The organism is Nocardia sp. NBC_00565 (assembly GCF_036345915.1).
Taxonomy (GTDB): domain Bacteria; phylum Actinomycetota; class Actinomycetes; order Mycobacteriales; family Mycobacteriaceae; genus Nocardia.
On the sequence record NZ_CP107785.1, the window covers coordinates 4,662,442 to 4,677,278 of the forward strand.

At 64.3% G+C, this 14,837-nt stretch carries 18 protein-coding genes; 4 read left to right on the forward strand and 14 right to left on the reverse strand.

What is annotated here, in order from left to right; genetic code table 11:
- Window position 1 precedes the first annotated feature (1 nt).
- Window positions 2-172 carry a hypothetical protein gene (locus OG874_RS22190; protein WP_330257035.1) on the reverse strand — a complete coding sequence of 57 codons (171 nt, stop codon included), beginning with the start codon at window positions 170-172 and terminating at the stop codon, window positions 2-4.
- A gap of 407 nt (window positions 173-579) precedes the next feature.
- Here OG874_RS22190 and OG874_RS22195 point away from each other — a divergent pair, with 407 nt between their 5' ends.
- On the forward strand, window positions 580-723 hold the full coding sequence (locus tag OG874_RS22195; protein ID WP_330257036.1) for a hypothetical protein: 144 nt from the start codon (window positions 580-582) through the stop codon (window positions 721-723).
- A 189-nt stretch (window positions 724-912) separates the two neighbouring features.
- Entirely contained in the window at window positions 913-1,203 is a 291-nt protein-coding gene (locus OG874_RS22200; protein ID WP_330257037.1) for a hypothetical protein, read from the forward strand.
- A 285-nt stretch (window positions 1,204-1,488) separates the two neighbouring features.
- Here OG874_RS22200 and OG874_RS22205 read toward each other — a convergent pair whose 3' ends face one another.
- Together OG874_RS22205 and OG874_RS22210 are read right to left on the reverse strand one after the other, a co-directional pair.
- Complete coding sequence (locus OG874_RS22205) at window positions 1,489-2,070, reverse strand: hypothetical protein (protein ID WP_330257038.1); 582 nt, start codon at window positions 2,068-2,070, stop codon at window positions 1,489-1,491.
- Between the two features lie 226 nt (window positions 2,071-2,296).
- Window positions 2,297-3,019, reverse strand: coding sequence for a MerR family transcriptional regulator (locus OG874_RS22210; RefSeq protein WP_330257039.1), 723 nt, complete (start codon window positions 3,017-3,019; stop codon window positions 2,297-2,299).
- A gap of 182 nt (window positions 3,020-3,201) precedes the next feature.
- Between OG874_RS22210 and OG874_RS22215 the strand changes: the two genes are divergently transcribed.
- Entirely contained in the window at window positions 3,202-3,555 is a 354-nt protein-coding gene (locus OG874_RS22215; protein ID WP_330257040.1) for a DUF1707 SHOCT-like domain-containing protein, read from the forward strand.
- 11 nt (window positions 3,556-3,566) lie between these two features.
- On the opposite strand, the gene OG874_RS22220 is transcribed toward OG874_RS22215, so the two are convergent.
- Both OG874_RS22220 and OG874_RS22225 read right to left on the reverse strand, forming a co-directional pair.
- Window positions 3,567-6,008 carry a serine/threonine-protein kinase gene (locus OG874_RS22220; RefSeq protein ID WP_330257041.1) on the reverse strand — a complete coding sequence of 814 codons (2,442 nt, stop codon included), beginning with the start codon at window positions 6,006-6,008 and terminating at the stop codon, window positions 3,567-3,569.
- Between the two features lie 163 nt (window positions 6,009-6,171).
- Window positions 6,172-7,710 carry an amino acid permease gene (locus tag OG874_RS22225; protein WP_330257042.1) on the reverse strand — a complete coding sequence of 513 codons (1,539 nt, stop codon included), beginning with the start codon at window positions 7,708-7,710 and terminating at the stop codon, window positions 6,172-6,174.
- Between the two features lie 198 nt (window positions 7,711-7,908).
- On the opposite strand from OG874_RS22225, the gene OG874_RS22230 reads away from it, so the two are divergent.
- On the forward strand, window positions 7,909-8,955 hold the full coding sequence (locus tag OG874_RS22230; RefSeq protein ID WP_330257043.1) for an SPFH domain-containing protein: 1,047 nt from the start codon (window positions 7,909-7,911) through the stop codon (window positions 8,953-8,955).
- An 11-nt stretch (window positions 8,956-8,966) separates the two neighbouring features.
- Here the strand turns inward: OG874_RS22230 and OG874_RS22235 are convergent, their stop codons facing one another.
- The 9 genes from OG874_RS22235 to OG874_RS22270 all read right to left on the reverse strand — a co-directional run bounded on the left by OG874_RS22235 (window position 8,967) and on the right by OG874_RS22270 (window position 14,684).
- Entirely contained in the window at window positions 8,967-9,284 is a 318-nt protein-coding gene (locus tag OG874_RS22235; protein ID WP_330257044.1) for a hypothetical protein, read from the reverse strand.
- Window positions 9,281-10,264, reverse strand: coding sequence for a type IV toxin-antitoxin system AbiEi family antitoxin domain-containing protein (locus tag OG874_RS22240; protein WP_330257045.1), 984 nt, complete (start codon window positions 10,262-10,264; stop codon window positions 9,281-9,283). Before OG874_RS22240 ends, OG874_RS22235 begins: the two co-directional genes overlap by 4 nt.
- A 261-nt stretch (window positions 10,265-10,525) precedes the next feature.
- Window positions 10,526-10,897, reverse strand: coding sequence for a hypothetical protein (locus tag OG874_RS22245; protein WP_330257046.1), 372 nt, complete (start codon window positions 10,895-10,897; stop codon window positions 10,526-10,528).
- A 175-nt stretch (window positions 10,898-11,072) separates the two neighbouring features.
- Window positions 11,073-11,339 (reverse strand): hypothetical protein, encoded by a 267-nt coding sequence (locus OG874_RS22250; RefSeq protein WP_330257047.1) that lies wholly within the window; start codon window positions 11,337-11,339, stop codon window positions 11,073-11,075.
- A 39-nt stretch (window positions 11,340-11,378) separates the two neighbouring features.
- Window positions 11,379-12,059: a pentapeptide repeat-containing protein gene (locus OG874_RS44810; protein ID WP_442943375.1), complete on the reverse strand. Its 681-nt coding sequence runs from the start codon at window positions 12,057-12,059 to the stop codon at window positions 11,379-11,381.
- A gap of 7 nt (window positions 12,060-12,066) precedes the next feature.
- Window positions 12,067-12,555, reverse strand: a complete 489-nt coding sequence (locus OG874_RS22255) for a SitI3 family protein (RefSeq protein WP_330257048.1) — start codon at window positions 12,553-12,555, stop codon at window positions 12,067-12,069.
- A gap of 21 nt (window positions 12,556-12,576) precedes the next feature.
- Entirely contained in the window at window positions 12,577-14,055 is a 1,479-nt protein-coding gene (locus OG874_RS22260; RefSeq protein WP_330257049.1) for a hypothetical protein, read from the reverse strand.
- A 3-nt stretch (window positions 14,056-14,058) separates the two neighbouring features.
- A complete protein-coding gene (locus OG874_RS22265; RefSeq protein WP_330257050.1) occupies window positions 14,059-14,355 on the reverse strand; it encodes a WXG100 family type VII secretion target in 297 nt (98 codons plus the stop codon).
- Window positions 14,352-14,684: a type VII secretion target gene (locus OG874_RS22270; RefSeq protein ID WP_330257051.1), complete on the reverse strand. Its 333-nt coding sequence runs from the start codon at window positions 14,682-14,684 to the stop codon at window positions 14,352-14,354. Before OG874_RS22270 ends, OG874_RS22265 begins: the two co-directional genes overlap by 4 nt.
- Window positions 14,685-14,837: the final 153 nt, after the last annotated feature.

Genomic DNA, 14,837 nt, shown 5'->3' on the forward strand with positions numbered 1-14,837 from the left:
TTTAGCGGTCCCAAACGACAGGGACGATTTCGCGCTTGATCGCCCGATCGCTTTCGGTCACGGCGCTGGCGACACCGGTCGCCACCGCGGCCAGTCCGGTTCCCGCCGCGGCAATAATAGCGATCCGTGCCACCACAGCTATGCTCGTCGTTATCTCGCCGATCTTCTTCATGGTCGTCACCTTTCCGCGGAGATCCCGATACGCCTGCTGCGGATCCGCCACTCCGACAACGGAATTGTGTGCACGATCCGGCGACCCCGCCAGCTGGCGAACCGCACCTTTACAGCCGCTTAAGATTAGGATCTGGACAGCACCGCACGACGTGCAGTAATTTCCCGGCGACAGCAAGTATCGGCGCAAACCGTGAATACCCGCGCCGTGGCGAAGTACTCGCAACCGCCGCCCCCGATCGAACGATCCGGAATCGGAACGCCCCTCCGCGAACGCGGCGCGACCATCCATCTCACGTCCTTCGGCTGGAACAAGCGCTGGCCGGCCGACGTACTCGACGGCGGATGGGACAGCGAGTCGTTCACCTACCGACCCGACCGACCATCCCCACCGACGGGGAAGGTCCCGTGGGCGCGGCCGCTATCCTGCCGATGATGACCACCGCCCCCGAACAGCAGCTGGCGCACGAATGCGCGTGGTCGTGGTCACCGATGTCGGCGGATGTAACCGGTGCCGAGTTCACCGGGCGCTACGCCGCACTACCTGCGTAAAGCGATCCAATCTCCCTGAGCGAAACCCCACCCCGCCCCCAGGAGTGGGAAGGTGCAGATATTTTTGCAACGGTTCACTATTGATTGTGCCGTCAAACAGCGGCACAATAGACCTCATACAACCTGCATCCCCGGCACACCTACCGTCCATAGTCCGGGACCGACAGGACGAAGGAGATATCGGTAACCATGAACCTCAAGTCGAAGAAGGTCGTCATAGCCGCCACGGTCGCGGGCGCACTGGTCATCACACCTGCCGCCATGGCGATCCAATCGACGATCGCGGCCCCCGGGAACCACAGCAATGGCAGTGGTGGCGGCGCTCGTGGCGGCGGGTACGGCAACAGCAGCCGCACGGAGGGCAGCCGCCGCGTCTCGGACCAGGACCACGGCTCGTCCACCGCCGGCTCGAACTCGAACTACGACAGCCGCGGCGACAACAGCGGCCGCTGGGTCTGGGTTCCCGGCGAGGGCCGCTGACCCATTCCTATTGCGGCTCTGCATATTCCGAATGCGACCGCCGCCCAACACGGGCGGCGGTCGCATTCGCATGTGCACTATCGACGCCGCGCATTACCCCGCAACGAATCCGCGGCATCCTCTCCGCCCGCCACAGCCCTACCGAGGCTGCCGAAGCCGAAAGCGCGCACACTTCCAACGCAAGACCCACCGACACAGACCGATGCCCTCCCGGACAGTGCGCGCGCAATCGCGTGCCGCCGTCCGGGAGGGCATCAACCGTGCTATCTCCAGCGTCGGAGAGACTCAGGTCAAGTTGCCGTCGATGCAGAGGCTCGACGACCGCCACGACGGACCCGGCCGGTTCGCGGCCATATCGAAGGTCCACACCGAAATCGGCCCGGCGGCACGCCAATACAGCCCACCACGGCCGTCCGGAATCGCCTCGTAGATATCCTCGCGACCCTCGATCAGCTGGCTGCCGACGCAGTAGTCCATGTAGTCGGTGCCGGGTTGCTGTGCGCCCGGGCTGAATTTGCCGACGGGGTTGCCATCGGTCCCAGGGTTGTGCACGCTGCTCCGGCCCGCGGCCAGGCCCTCGCGGGACCAGCGGGCGAAGCCGAAGAAGTCGGACTGGCACCGGTACGTCCAGCCGCCCGCGGCGATCGCCACACCCTGCGGGTGGCCGACGCCGTCCCACAGGCAGCGCACGCCGATATCGGCGTTGGCCGCGGGGGTCGCGGTGCCCAGACCGAGTCCGCTCGCCGCCCCGGCCATCGCCGCTAGCAGGGCGAGCGCACGGATCTTGGTGCCACCCTTGACATTACGTGTCGGATTGTTACATTCCGGAAGTCTCGGCGCACGGCGCCATCCGCTGACGTTGATCATCGACGTCTCCTTCATCATCGGTCGCCCGCCGGCCGACGTCGATACGGGCCGACGGGAGGTGCTGTTCCCGCTGACTAATGTATCGCTATTTAACGGCACGTTAGATCAAGTATCACCACACGTGGGAACGTTGAAGGAGGGTAGATCCGGGCGGATGCACGGAAAAGCACAGGTCGAACCCTGAAGTAAGCGCGCCCAGCCGTCGAAGAGTGCGGGCCGGTTGACTTCAGGCGTCCGGAAGTGCCTCGTTGAGTTCGCTGTCCTGCTCGAGATATCGGGCGATGAAGCGATTGACGAGCTCCGCGCTCGCCTCCCCTGGGCGGACCCGGGTCGCGGCCACCCGATCGGCGAGCACGGCCAGGTCCGTCGGTGTGCGTTCGGAGCGCCGGTAGGGCTCCCACGCGGTCCGATGGAACAGATCGATGAATCGACGGGCGATCCGGTCGCAGTCGGCGCGCAGCCGCTCCAATTCGCCGAGCAGGTCGTCGACCGGTATGCCGGCCCCTAGGAGTTGGTCGAAGATACGGATCAGCTGCGGATCGGCGATGCGATAGTTGGCGGCGTCGACGGGTTCGTACAGACCGGCCGAGACCACCCGAGCCAGGCCGTTGGGCACCTCACGATAATGCTCCTCGAGCTCGGTCGCCGCGATCGTGTCACCGGAGGACGGCGCGGCGGACTGCGGCGCACCCGGTTCCGCGACGCCGAGGATGTCACCGAGGTCATCACCGCGGTCCCACGCCTCGAGTAGCTCGCGGATCCCGTTGAGCTTGATCCCGCGGTCCAGCAGGCGGCTGATCGTCTGCACCCGGTTGAGGTGGTCCGGTCCATAGAAGCCGGTGCGGCCCTTCACCTGTGGTGGCGGCAAAATTCCACGCTCGGCGTAAACCCGGAGGCTGCGCACGGTCGTACCGGCCTCGCGCGCCAGCTCGTCGATCGTGTACTCCACGTCCCCTACCATATGTCTAGGAAACCACATCGAAACATTACCCACTGGTAAGCATACGTCAGTGACGTCGGTCACCTATGCTCCGCGACGCGCGTGTCAACCCCCAATGACACTCCTAACTATTCCCGCCGTTGGCAATTCAACGCACCCGGCGCGGCCGGGGTGCGGATTATCCTTCCGACATGACCGAGGCGCAGGCTTCTCGAATTACCGTGGTCGAACGGGAACGTGCGCTGGAACAACTGTCGCACCATCTGGGCACCGGGCGGCTGAGCCTGACCGAGTTCGACGAACGCAGCGCCGTTGCGGCGGCGGCGACCACCAAAGGAGAATTGGCGGAATTGTTCGCCGATCTGCCCGGCACCACGGCGGCCGCACCACCGGCCCCAACCAGTACTGCACTGCAACGGCTCTCGACCATCGCCGCGCTGATCTCGATCGTCGCGGTCGTGCTCGCCGTCGCCACGGGCAACTGGCTGTGGCTGCTCGCCGGCACCGGGACCATCGTCGCGTTCGTGGTCCAGCGGATGCGCTGAGCGCCGCTCCCCTACCAGCGCGTGCGCGGCCGTACGGAATTCGCCAAATCGACCAGCCGATAGCGGTGCCAGCGGTCCGGCGCCGTCCTGGCCAGTGCGCGCAGGCTCGTTTCGAGCCCCTGGCGCAGCCCCGCCGAGGTGACCGGGAACCCGAGGATCGTCCGGTTCGGATTCCGCGGCCGACCGCCGACCCGCAGCCACTCCAAGGCGGCGCCGACCACGATGACCTGCAATTGCATCGTGCGAGCATCGTCGGGCAACGACTCCAATCGGCCTGCCGCCGCGCAGATATCCGCCTCGGTGATGTCGGCGATCGGCCGCGAGACCAGCAGCAGGCATCCGGTCGTATGCGCCACCCCGTGGTGACGTGAGGCGGCGGGCACCTGGTCGAGAACCGCGACAGCCTCGAGCAATTCACCGTCGGCGGCGAGCCGACGGGCCAGGCCGAAGGCCGCGCTCACCACGCCGTGGTTGGTCCGCCACACCGCCCGGTAGTGCTCGGCCGCGGCGCGGTGCCAACGATCCGATTCGGCGGGGGTTTCCAGATGTTGCAGCACGAGCTCGGCGGTGGCGGCCAGCGCCAGCTCCGGGCCGATCTCCCCGGGCAGCATCGAGTGCACGGTGTCGAAATGCTGCCAGGCCCGTTCGTAATGGCCGTCGAGCAGCGCGGCGACGCCCACGTACCACTCGATGCGCCAGTCCGCGCTGTACACCGGTTGTAGATCGGCGAGCAGCTGGCAGGCCGGGACGGTTTCGCCGAGATCGAGATAGGCGCGTACCGCGGTCAGCGGCGCCTCCAGTTCGAAGGACTCGGGCTCGCTGATCGTCCCCGCCCGGATGCGTTCGTGCGCCCGGCGCAACGCGTCGAGCGCGTGCCGCGGCTCGCCGTGCAGCAGGGAGCCGAGCAATTCGGCACTGGGGTCTTCGCTGTCGATCAGCGGCGTCGGCAGCGCGGCGACGACATCGCGCGCCTCGAGTACCGGCATCCTGGACTGACCGTCGACGATCCCATCGGTCTGACCGATGAGCGTATCGGTGCCGAAATCGTCTCGCATGGAACTGAATTCGACCGAAGGCTGGGGATGCTCCAGACCGGTGTCGATCGCGAGCACCATGCGCAGCGCCCCGGCGAGCTGACAGTACATCGAGTACGCGGACGGGAATCGGCGCTCGGGCTCCGGATCGGTCGCGCGCAGCAACAGCTTGTACAGACACGGGTAGCGGGCCAGCAGCGGATCCTCATCGGGCTCGGGTATGCCGCCGAGGAAGTGGCCGTCGCGGTCCCTCGGCAGATCAAGTGCCAGCGCGGCCAGCGTCCGGCCGACGGTATAGACATCCGAAACCACCGTCGGCCCGGTCTCGGTGATCTCGGGCGCCTGGTAGCCGGGCGTGCCGTAGATACTGCCGTAGGAGTCCATGGCCGCGACCGCACCGAGGTCGATGAGTTTGACCTCGTGCTCACTGACCATGATGTTGTCGGGTTTCAGATCGTTGTACGCCAATCCGAACGAATGCAGATAGTCCAGCGCGGGCAGGATTTCCATGATGTAGGCGATGGCCTCGACAACCGGAATACGCTCCGGAGCGCGCACATCGAGCACCTTCTTCAGCGATTGCCCGCCCACGTATTCCATGACGATGTAACCGTCGGCGATATCACGCGCGGACCGATGCTTGACAAAATTGTAAATTTTGACCACACCGGGATGGGCCACCTCGGAAAGGAATTGGCGTTCGGCCAGCGCGACCACGTGCGCCTCGAAGTCGAGCGGGTTCTGCAAACCCTTCAACACGACCCAGCGGTCGCTGACATTGCGATCGACCGCGAGATAAATCCAGCCGAGTCCGCCGTGCGCCAGCGAGCCCTGCACCTCGTACTGGTCGGCGACCAGTACGCCGGGATCCAGTGCGGGCCGAAAATTGTACGGCGATCCGCACCGGCCGCATTCACCGAGCACCACACCCGGCCCGTCGGCGCTGCGGCGGCCGACCGGCTCCTGACATTTCCAACAGAACCGTTTGAGTTCGGGCACCTCGGGATTCGCGAGGATGGCGCTGCGCGGATCGACCGGCGCCACCCGCGGCATCGGCACCAGTCCGGCGCCCAACCGGCGCACGCTCGGTCGCGACCGGCCGCTGCGACCGGAGTCGGGTTCCTCCAGTTCCTCCAGCCCCAGCGGACCGGTGTCCGGGTCAGCCGTCGACATGGTCGCCCGCGTCGACTGGTCGGCCCGCCGCGTGCCGCCGGGTAGCGAGAACAGTTGCGACGGTGACGCTTCCACGGTCCGCGGCTGCGACCAGGGATGTGGTAGGCGTTGGGACGGCTCGGCTTTCGGCATGCCGCGAGTAGCCCAGGGGTGCGGCGTCCGGCGCGGCACCTCGGTGCCGCGCATCCGCCGATTCGCCCACGGGTGCGGGAGCGGATTCTCGGAGGCGCTGGGATGTTCCGGCATGGGAACCTTTCGAGCCTGATGAATCGAGGACCCATTCTGTTCCGCTGCTCGCCATTGTGCGCATGCCCTGTTCCCTACTGTGGGAATAGCTCCGCCCCGGACACGTCGTCCGGGGCGGAGGTCCTGCTAGCGACTGCTTGCAGGTCGCCGGAAATCGTTGGTGCTATTCCTCGTCGGGCTTGTCGAGGACGACGACCGTCTCGCTATCGCGCTTGCGCGGCGGCCGCTCGGCCAGGACCGGGAACTGCCCGGTGATGCCTTCGCGCTCCTGTGCGACGGCCAGCACCCGCTTGCGAGCCACGAACCACCCGCCGATGAACGCCGGAACCACGACGACCACCATGGCGATCACCGCGCCACGCTGCTCGGGGCTGTCGCTGAATGCCATCAGAAGGACCACCGTCACCAGGAACACCAGCGTGGCGTAACTCGTGTAGGGCGCACCGACCAACCGGAACGACGGGCGTTCCACCAGCCCCTTCTTCGACCATTTCCACAGCTGCAGCTGGCAGATCACGATCGCCGCCCAGGCCGAGATGGTGCCGAGGGCCGACATGTTCAGCACGATCTCGAATGCCTTGTCCGGCACCATCGCGTTGAGCCCGACGCCGACCAGAGCGATTGCGCCAGTGGCGAGAATGCCGACGTAGGGCACACCACCACTGGACATCCGCGAGGCGATCTTCGGCGCGCTGCCGTTCATCGACATCGAGCGCAGGATGCGCCCGGTCGAGTACAGGCCCGCGTTCAGACTCGAGAAGGCCGCGGTCAGCACCACCAGGTTCATGACCGAGCCGGCACCGTCGACGCCGAGCTTGGAGAAGAACGTCACGAACGGGCTCTCACCGGACTTGAAGGCGGTGTAGGGCAGCAGCAGTCCGAGCAGCACCAGCGAGCCGACGTAGAACAGGGCGATACGGGCGATGACCGAGTTGATGGCCCGCGGCATGATCTTTTCCGGATTCTCCGCCTCACCGGCCGCCGTACCGATCAATTCCACTGCGGCGTAGGCGAATACGACACCGGTGGTGACGGTGACCAGCGGCAGCAGCCCGGTCGGGAACATACCGCCGTGGTCGGCGATCACGTTGAAACCGGTGGTCTCCCCCTTCAGGTCGAACCGCCCCGCCAGGAAGATGGTGCCGACGATCAGGAATCCGACCAGCGCGATGACCTTGATCAGCGCGGCCCAGAACTCCAGCTCACCGAACCATTTCACCGAGATCAGGTTGATGCTGACGACGATGGCCAGCGCGACCAGCGCGATCGCCCACTGCGGTATCGCCTCGGTGGCTCCCCAGAAATGGACATAGGTGGCGATCGCGGTGATGTCTACGATGCCGGTCATGCACCAGTGGAAGAAGTACATCCACCCGACCGCGAAAGCCAGCTTCTCGCCATAGAACTCACGCGCATAGGACACGAACGATCCGGAGGACGGACGATGCAACACCAGCTCGCCCAGCGCCCGCAGGATGAAGAACACGAAAATGCCGCACACGGCGTACACCAGGAACAGACCCGGACCGGCACTGGCCAACCGGCCACCCGCGCCGAGGAACAGGCCGGTGCCGATCGCGCCGCCGATCGCGATCATCTGCAGCTGACGCGGGCGCAACGCCTTGTGGTAGCCCGCATCCTCGGCGTGCAGCGCGTCCGTAGCGGGCGCCGACACCTCCGCGGAGGGTTTGACGGTTGTCATGGTGAAGCCTTTCACGTGACGGCGATCATATCGCTGCTTAATGTATCGCTATCTAACGGCACGTTCAATAGGAATCGGAAATTTGTAACAGCGCCGAAACGCGCCGCAGCACGCACACCCGCCCTGACCTGGCCGTTGGTTGATCGTGCCACTGAATATCGGTACGCTGGATCTGTATTCGGCTGATGGAGCGCGCACATGGCATGGTTCGATCGGGAGTTCATCGCGGTCCCCGAGGGCCGCAAGAACCAGATGGTCTACAAGTGGCCGGATGTCAACATCCGCCGCTTCAGCCGCGCCATCGTCAACGCCGATGAGATCGCCCTGTTCGTCAAGTCCGGGCAGGTGGTCGCCGCGATGGGCCCGGGCCGGCACCGGATCGACGCCGACGAGCTGCCGGTCCTCGGCGCGCTCGTCGATTCACTCACCGGCAACAACTTCTATCGCGCCGAGCTGTATTTCGTCTCCACCAGGGAGTTTCCGGGGATCAAGTTCGGCGGGCGGCTGGCCGATATCGCGGATCCGGTCAGCGAACAGATCGTGACGCTGCGGGTCTTCGGCGAGTTCGCGCTGTCGGTGCGGGATCCGGCCGAACTGGTCACCACCCTGGCCGGCACCGCCGACCTGAGCGTGCCGGCGACGGTGGAGTCCTGGTGTTCGGACCTGTTGCTGAAGTCCATGAAAGTCGCAGTTACGCAGGGGATTTCACAGGGTGAATGGCCGGTGCTCGGTCTGTCGGCTCAGTTGCAGCCGATCGAGGCCGCGGTGGTGCGACAGACCAACCTGACGCTCTACGAGTACGGCCTGCGCATCCCCCGGATGGGCAACTTCGATATCACCCTGGCGCCCGAGGATGCCGATCGACTCAAGCGACTGGCCAAGGATGTCACCTACATTCGGCTCGCCGGTGACTTCCAGCGTTACGCCGCAGGCGAACTCGCGCTCGGCGCGGGCCAGGGTTTCGCGCGCGGTGGCGGCGGTGGTGACGGATTCCTCGGCGCGGCACTGGGTTTGAACGCCATCCAGCAACAAACGCCGACCAACCCATGGCAACAGCAGCAGGCGGTTACGAGTGGGCAGCCGGTATGCACCGCCTGCCGGACCACGAACCCAGCGGGCGCACGGTTCTGCACGAACTGCGGCGACCCGCTGGCGGCGCGACCGCGCCACTGCACCGAATGCGGCACAGACCTGACGTCCGGAGCGAAGTTCTGCGGCACCTGCGGCACCGCCGCCGCCAGCTGACCAGACTCGCATCAAGCGGTTCCGGTGTGCATGGTTCGCTGACCAAGCAATTTGACGCGGCGCAGTTCGTCGATGGCGTCGGTGATTTCGGTGTCGGTGCGGATCAGATCCAGGTCCTGGCTGCTGCGGGCTCCGGGGAGGCGGACGAGTAGTCCGCCACCGCCGGTGACGATCCAGGGCGCAGCGGGGTCGTCGAAGACGCGGGCGAGGAAGCGTTGCATGAAGAACTCACGGCGCAGTGCGGCGGCCGGTCGGCGGGTCTGCTTGGCCTGAGTTTGAATTCGGGACTTCAGTGAAGCTTTGAACGCGGCAGGGCTGGGGCTCGTCACTGTTCAGCCTCCGGGGAAGTATCGGGCTGGTCGGACATTGTGCCCGGTGCCAGCGCGTCGCGGTCTGGTTCGGGGATTCGTACTGCAGCGTCGACAAGAGCCTCGCTGATGCCCTCGCGTACTTGCTTGATCGCCCAGTCCCGTGCTGAGGCTGTCGTCGGGAACTGTTGCGGGTCGAGTGATTGCTGAAGTTGGGTGCGGATGCGCGTCAACATGTTTCGCCACTCCGGGGTATCGGCGAGAGGGGCCAGGGCCTGACGAATAGCCTCGGTCAGCTCCCCGCCGGGCGCGAGCTGCTGGCGAATGGCAGCGACGACGGCTTCTGTAGCAGGCAGGGATGTCATGGACGTGGTGAGGTGGGCGCTGTGCTGGCCGTGTAGCAGCTGGTTCAGGGCTTGGTTGGCTGCGGTGGTGGCCGCGACGAGGGGGCCGAGCGAGGGGGCGGTCAGCGCGAGGGAGGATTCAGGCACCCCGGCCTGCTCGATGAAATGGTTGATCAGGGCCGATCCGTTGTCGACGGGTGCGCCGTAGCGATGGGCGTAGGGGCGTAGCGCGTCGGCGATCCCATCGACGGAGGTGCCGCGCAGGAGGGCGTCACGCACGACCGAGGCGAGGTGGCCGCCGTCGGTACGGGCGTCAGCGAGATCGGCGATCGTGCGCACCGGCGTAGTGACGGGCAGTCCGTCGACCAGCGTCCAATCCGCCGCAGTAAGTACGGCACGGTGGAAACGAACGTCAGGGCTGCGGGTGCCTCGGCGGGTCGGGACTGTGAACTCGAGGTAGTCGGCATCGAGATCACCCAAGCCCTGCAGGTCGGCCGCAGAGCGGTGCGAGACGACGCCGAAGGGGACCTCGTCGCCGATACGATCGCCTGCTGTCCGGGCAGGTTGGAGCGCGAGCCATTCCGCGCGGATCGGCTCGGCCGGTGAGTCGGGGACTCCGGCCAGCCGGTAGACGCCGTAGCGGAGCCGGAACAACATGCCCTGGTCGGTGAGCCGCTGGAGTTGCTTGGCGTCGACACCGACGGTGGCGGCTTGGCGTCGACACCGACGGTGGCGGCTTGGGCAGTGGTGAGCAGCCCCCATTGTGACTCGGCCAGCTCGGCGAGCCTCACGCGAAGATCTGCAGCACTACCCATACATCAAAAATACCATCAAAGGCGTCACGAAAGACACCTAAATGTCCTTTTTGACGTTTTCAATGCCCGTTATGTGGTCGGCATTCTCCGGCCAGCGTTGGGATCAGCGGCCTGCCCATTGGGCGTGCGCGCGCCATACATCCTCAGCGCGCTGGATCGCCTCCACCGCGCTACTGTATGCGCCGCGCATCGTCGGTGTGTCCGGACAGGTTCCTGGGGCCGGTGCGGATCGACTGTTCAATGGCCAGGTGGATCCATTCGCCGGACCGACGATAGCCGCACCGTTGGGGCGGACGTCCATTGCGTCGGGCGTGAAAATCTGCCGAAAATGCGGCTCGTCGAAATGTTTCTCGTCGAGGGCGCGGAAATAACTGTCGAATACCCGGATAATCCGTGCGTTGTCGAGCCAGTTGTCGAGTTCGGCTTCGTGTGCGCCTGCATGAGCGCGCCCCTTCTTCCGGCGTGGACCACTCACGTTAGGACCTGACACCAGGTCAGCTTCAAGCATGGGCTAGATCACACCGCACAACCCCGCGAGCGAGCCCACATCCAGGACCTCCCACTGGCCGTTGGGTTTGCAGATCGGCGGTAGGTCCGGTTTTCTGGCCACCTCGCGATTATCAGTCGCCGCTGAACCACAGGTATCCGTGTTAGCGGATTGCGGACTCAGCGGCTTCACGTAACAAAGAAATCACTTCCTGCTCGTGATCATCCACCGGATGCAAGGCCGAAATCTCATCCAGGAACCAGCCCAATTGATACGAGTTGCACATTGCGTCCGCGTATTTATGAATACCGCGCATCAACGATCCGATCGGCGCGCTAGATATCATGTCGAACAAGGCTTCTGAAGCAATACCTCCGACTGCTTCCACCCTGCCGTTGACCATATTCTGAACAATGACGTCGATGCCCAATTCTTCCTCCTATTTGACCGGAGAGGGTGGAGATGGCACTTAAGCAGTCTGGCGGACCTCGACGCCCGGTGCTCCCCGAGAAGAAAACCACACCTGCAAGTCCGGTCCGTCCAATAGCTCAGGTGAATCGACTCCGACGTCAACCGGACCGACCACTAAACCGCTGGCAGCATCGACAGGGCAACCCCCTACACGCGTGCCCGAAAGTCGCGTCCGCGCGAAGACACACTCCCGAAGATCGGCGTCACGTAGATCTGATCCAGAGAACGTCGCCCGTTGCAGCAATGCGCCGCGCAGGTCCGCGCCGCGGAAATCCGAGTGAGCAAAGTCCGCTCGCTGCATGTCTGCCTGGTACAGCCTCGCATGCCGAGCGTCGCAGCCTCGCCCCTGAACCTTCCGAAGATCAGCACCGCTGAGGTCGGCTCCTCGGAGCCGAGCCCCGGCAAGCCACCCGGTGTACAGATCGGCGCCAATGAGTAGTACTTGATTCATCGTCGCCTCACTCAGTTCTGCCCCGAGAAGGTCCAGTCCAGACAGATCCGAACCTGTGAAATCGAGGCCGCGACCATTGAGAAGCGACGACGTTGTTTGCTCGGCAACAGGGTCGGCTGGGAGGCGCTCGAAATAGTCCGACAACGCCCGGTGCGCAGCCGGATCCTCAGGCCAACGACGAACGCTACTCGGAGAACGACCGCGACCGGGGTGATTCAGGAAACCCACCTGGCAGCTATTCGCTGGAAAACGTATAGGTCAACCGCTGGTATGGGGAGGAAACCAGGCCAATTCGACTCGGCGTCCACAGGTCATCACGCTCATTCAGGTACAGCACACCACCCTTGCGCAACAGCCACACCTGCTCGAGATCTCGCGTGAGCGCTGCGTCCCCTACTAGTTCGTCCAACAGTGCCATGGTGAGGCCGATCATCGTTTCGGTCTGCCGCTCCGAATCTTCGAACTTGTCGATACGGTACGCCACTCGGACCGTGGGGGTGATTCCGAGATCGGAAACAACCGGGTGCCACTCAGGCGGGGATCCGGGTATGACTCGAATCCACAGCCCCTGCATTGTCTTGAAACCAGGATCCAGGATCTGTTGATCTATAGATCCATCCCCAACACCAACACCAAAATCTTCCGATATCGATCGAGCAAACTCTTCGGCGATACGTGGCGCCGATATCGGCGTTTCGAGATACAGGCCGTATTCGATGGCCATCTGGGGCCTTTCTACTGCAGACTACGGATAGAGGGGTATGATCTGGCCCTGCCGGTCGATAACAATCACCTCTTTCAGTCCGGAGATCGGCCAATCAGTCAGTTGCTTCTTCAGACTTTCAGCACTGACAGTGCTACCTTCTAAATTAACGACAATCCTATCCGCCTGACCTTCCTCCACCTTCTGTTGGATACGTGAACCTATGTTTCTTGGGCTATTGGATTCCGGCGCGACATTGTCAAATACCTTCCCCTCAATCTTGTAGTCGGGGTTCTTATTTCCGGGGACGGAGGGGTTCTGCTCTACTTCGTAACCGCCCTTTGCAAGGATATCGGCCGATTTGTTCTCCCGCTCCAATGCCCTCTGATTCTCAGGGGCCTCGTTCGACGGCACAGGCGTCCGACGTCCCGACGGTGTTGTGTTCGTATCAGTAGTGCCGGAGGGTGCGGTTTTACCGGTCCCGCCATCGTCGTCGGTCGCGATCTTGACGGTCATTGCGGCGATCGATGCAAGCGCGGCGTTGATGCCGTTTTGGGTTAGGTCGGGGATGGCGGTGAAGACGCCGGTGGCGGTGCCTGCGACGACGACTGCGCCGAAGATGGCGACGACGCGGCTGATGGAGACGGTGGTGCGGATGATGCCGGCTGTGGTGGTGACGATTTCTGCGGTGACGGCGACACCACCGGCGGCAGCGGGGGCGGCGGCGGTGCCTGCGGAGGCGACGGCGAGGATGCCGACGATGGCGACGGTGATGAGGACGGCTCCGGCGAGTTCCTTTGCAGCGCTGGCGACTGCGGCTTGGACGTCACTGCGCATGGTGTCGAGGGCGTCGTGATGGTCCTTTACCGGTCCCGCCAGCGCTGCCGCTGCCTGGGACAGCAGCTCCGCCGCCTGCTGCAGAGTGGTCAGTTTCTCTTCGATGTCGCGGATGTTCGGGTCAGTGCTGCCGGTGAATTTGGCGTTGACGCCCTTGATACGGTCCGCGGCTCCGGTGATGTTGGTGTTGTCAGCAAACGTCTTCCAGGCCCCCGCCGCGATGCCGAGCTTGGTGACGTCCCCGTTGGGGATCTTCTTGACTTGGTCCAGCAGTCCGGTGATCGAGGTTTCGATTCCGGCGCCGTTGGCGCCCTTGGCCGTGGTCGGCAGCGCCATCCCGGAGTCGTACAGCGGTTCGGACTCGGTGGGGCGGGCCGGCTCGGTGCCACTGGCTTTGGACCGGTTGGACTGCCACCAGTTGTACCCGTTGGCGGCCAACACATCCCCGAAACGTTGCAGCGCGTTGCACAGGGTCGCAGCGAGAGTGACGATGTCGCGAGCGTTCTGGTCATAGGCGGTCGTCCACTGCTCGGACTTCTCGTGATCCCCGGCCATACCACCGCAGTCATGTACGAGAGCACGCTGCAGCGGCGCCAGTGCCAGCGAGATATCGCCGGCCAACTGCTGGCATTTCTTGGCGGCGTCGAAATACATGCCGGAGTCGATGATCCAGGTGTCACCCACGGCTTATCCGCCTTGGAGCATCTGCTTGTTGACGTCGGCGGCCGTGCTGTACTTCGTATGCGCCTTGCGGGCAGCGTCGCTGATCTCGCGGACGCCCTCGGCGAACTCACGCGCTCCGGTCATCCATTGCCGGTGCGCTTCGGAATATGCCTGGGCGGCAACGCTTTCCCAACCAGTTCCAGTCAGTGCGGCGACCTTGTCCTCGATATCGTCGAGGTGATCGTTGATGAAACCGGCAAGGCCGGACAAACGGGCCACGATCAGATCGAGGTCGTCGAGATTCACCGAGAACTCGCTCATGGCAGATCCAAACTCGAGGTGTTGGACGCGTTGCTCTCATCGCGGGCTTGGTAGGTATCGGCGGTGACACCGAGCTTCTCCGCCAACGCGGCGAGCGCGGTGATGATCTGACCGCCCCCGTCGCGGACATCGCTCCAGCCATCGGCGAACTCCGCCGCCAAGCCACCGGTCCAACTGCCGTTGGCCACAGCCTCCACATCTGTGGCTGCGGAATCCAGTGCCGTGCGCAATGTCTCGGCCAATTCGTAGACGTACTTGCCGACCTCACGAACCTTCTCGGGCACGACCGAGAGCCCCGGTCCAGAGGCTGGCGTCCCCCCATCGCTCATATCGACGGATGCTACCGACCGTAAACATCGGTGTCGAACCCGAAAGTGCCGCAGTCCATGGGAATTCCGGCGACGCACCTAGGCCCTGTTTCGAAGTGGTTCGATCACTGCTTCAGCGTCGGTTGGATTGTCGAGCTTGTCCGCGGCGGATGG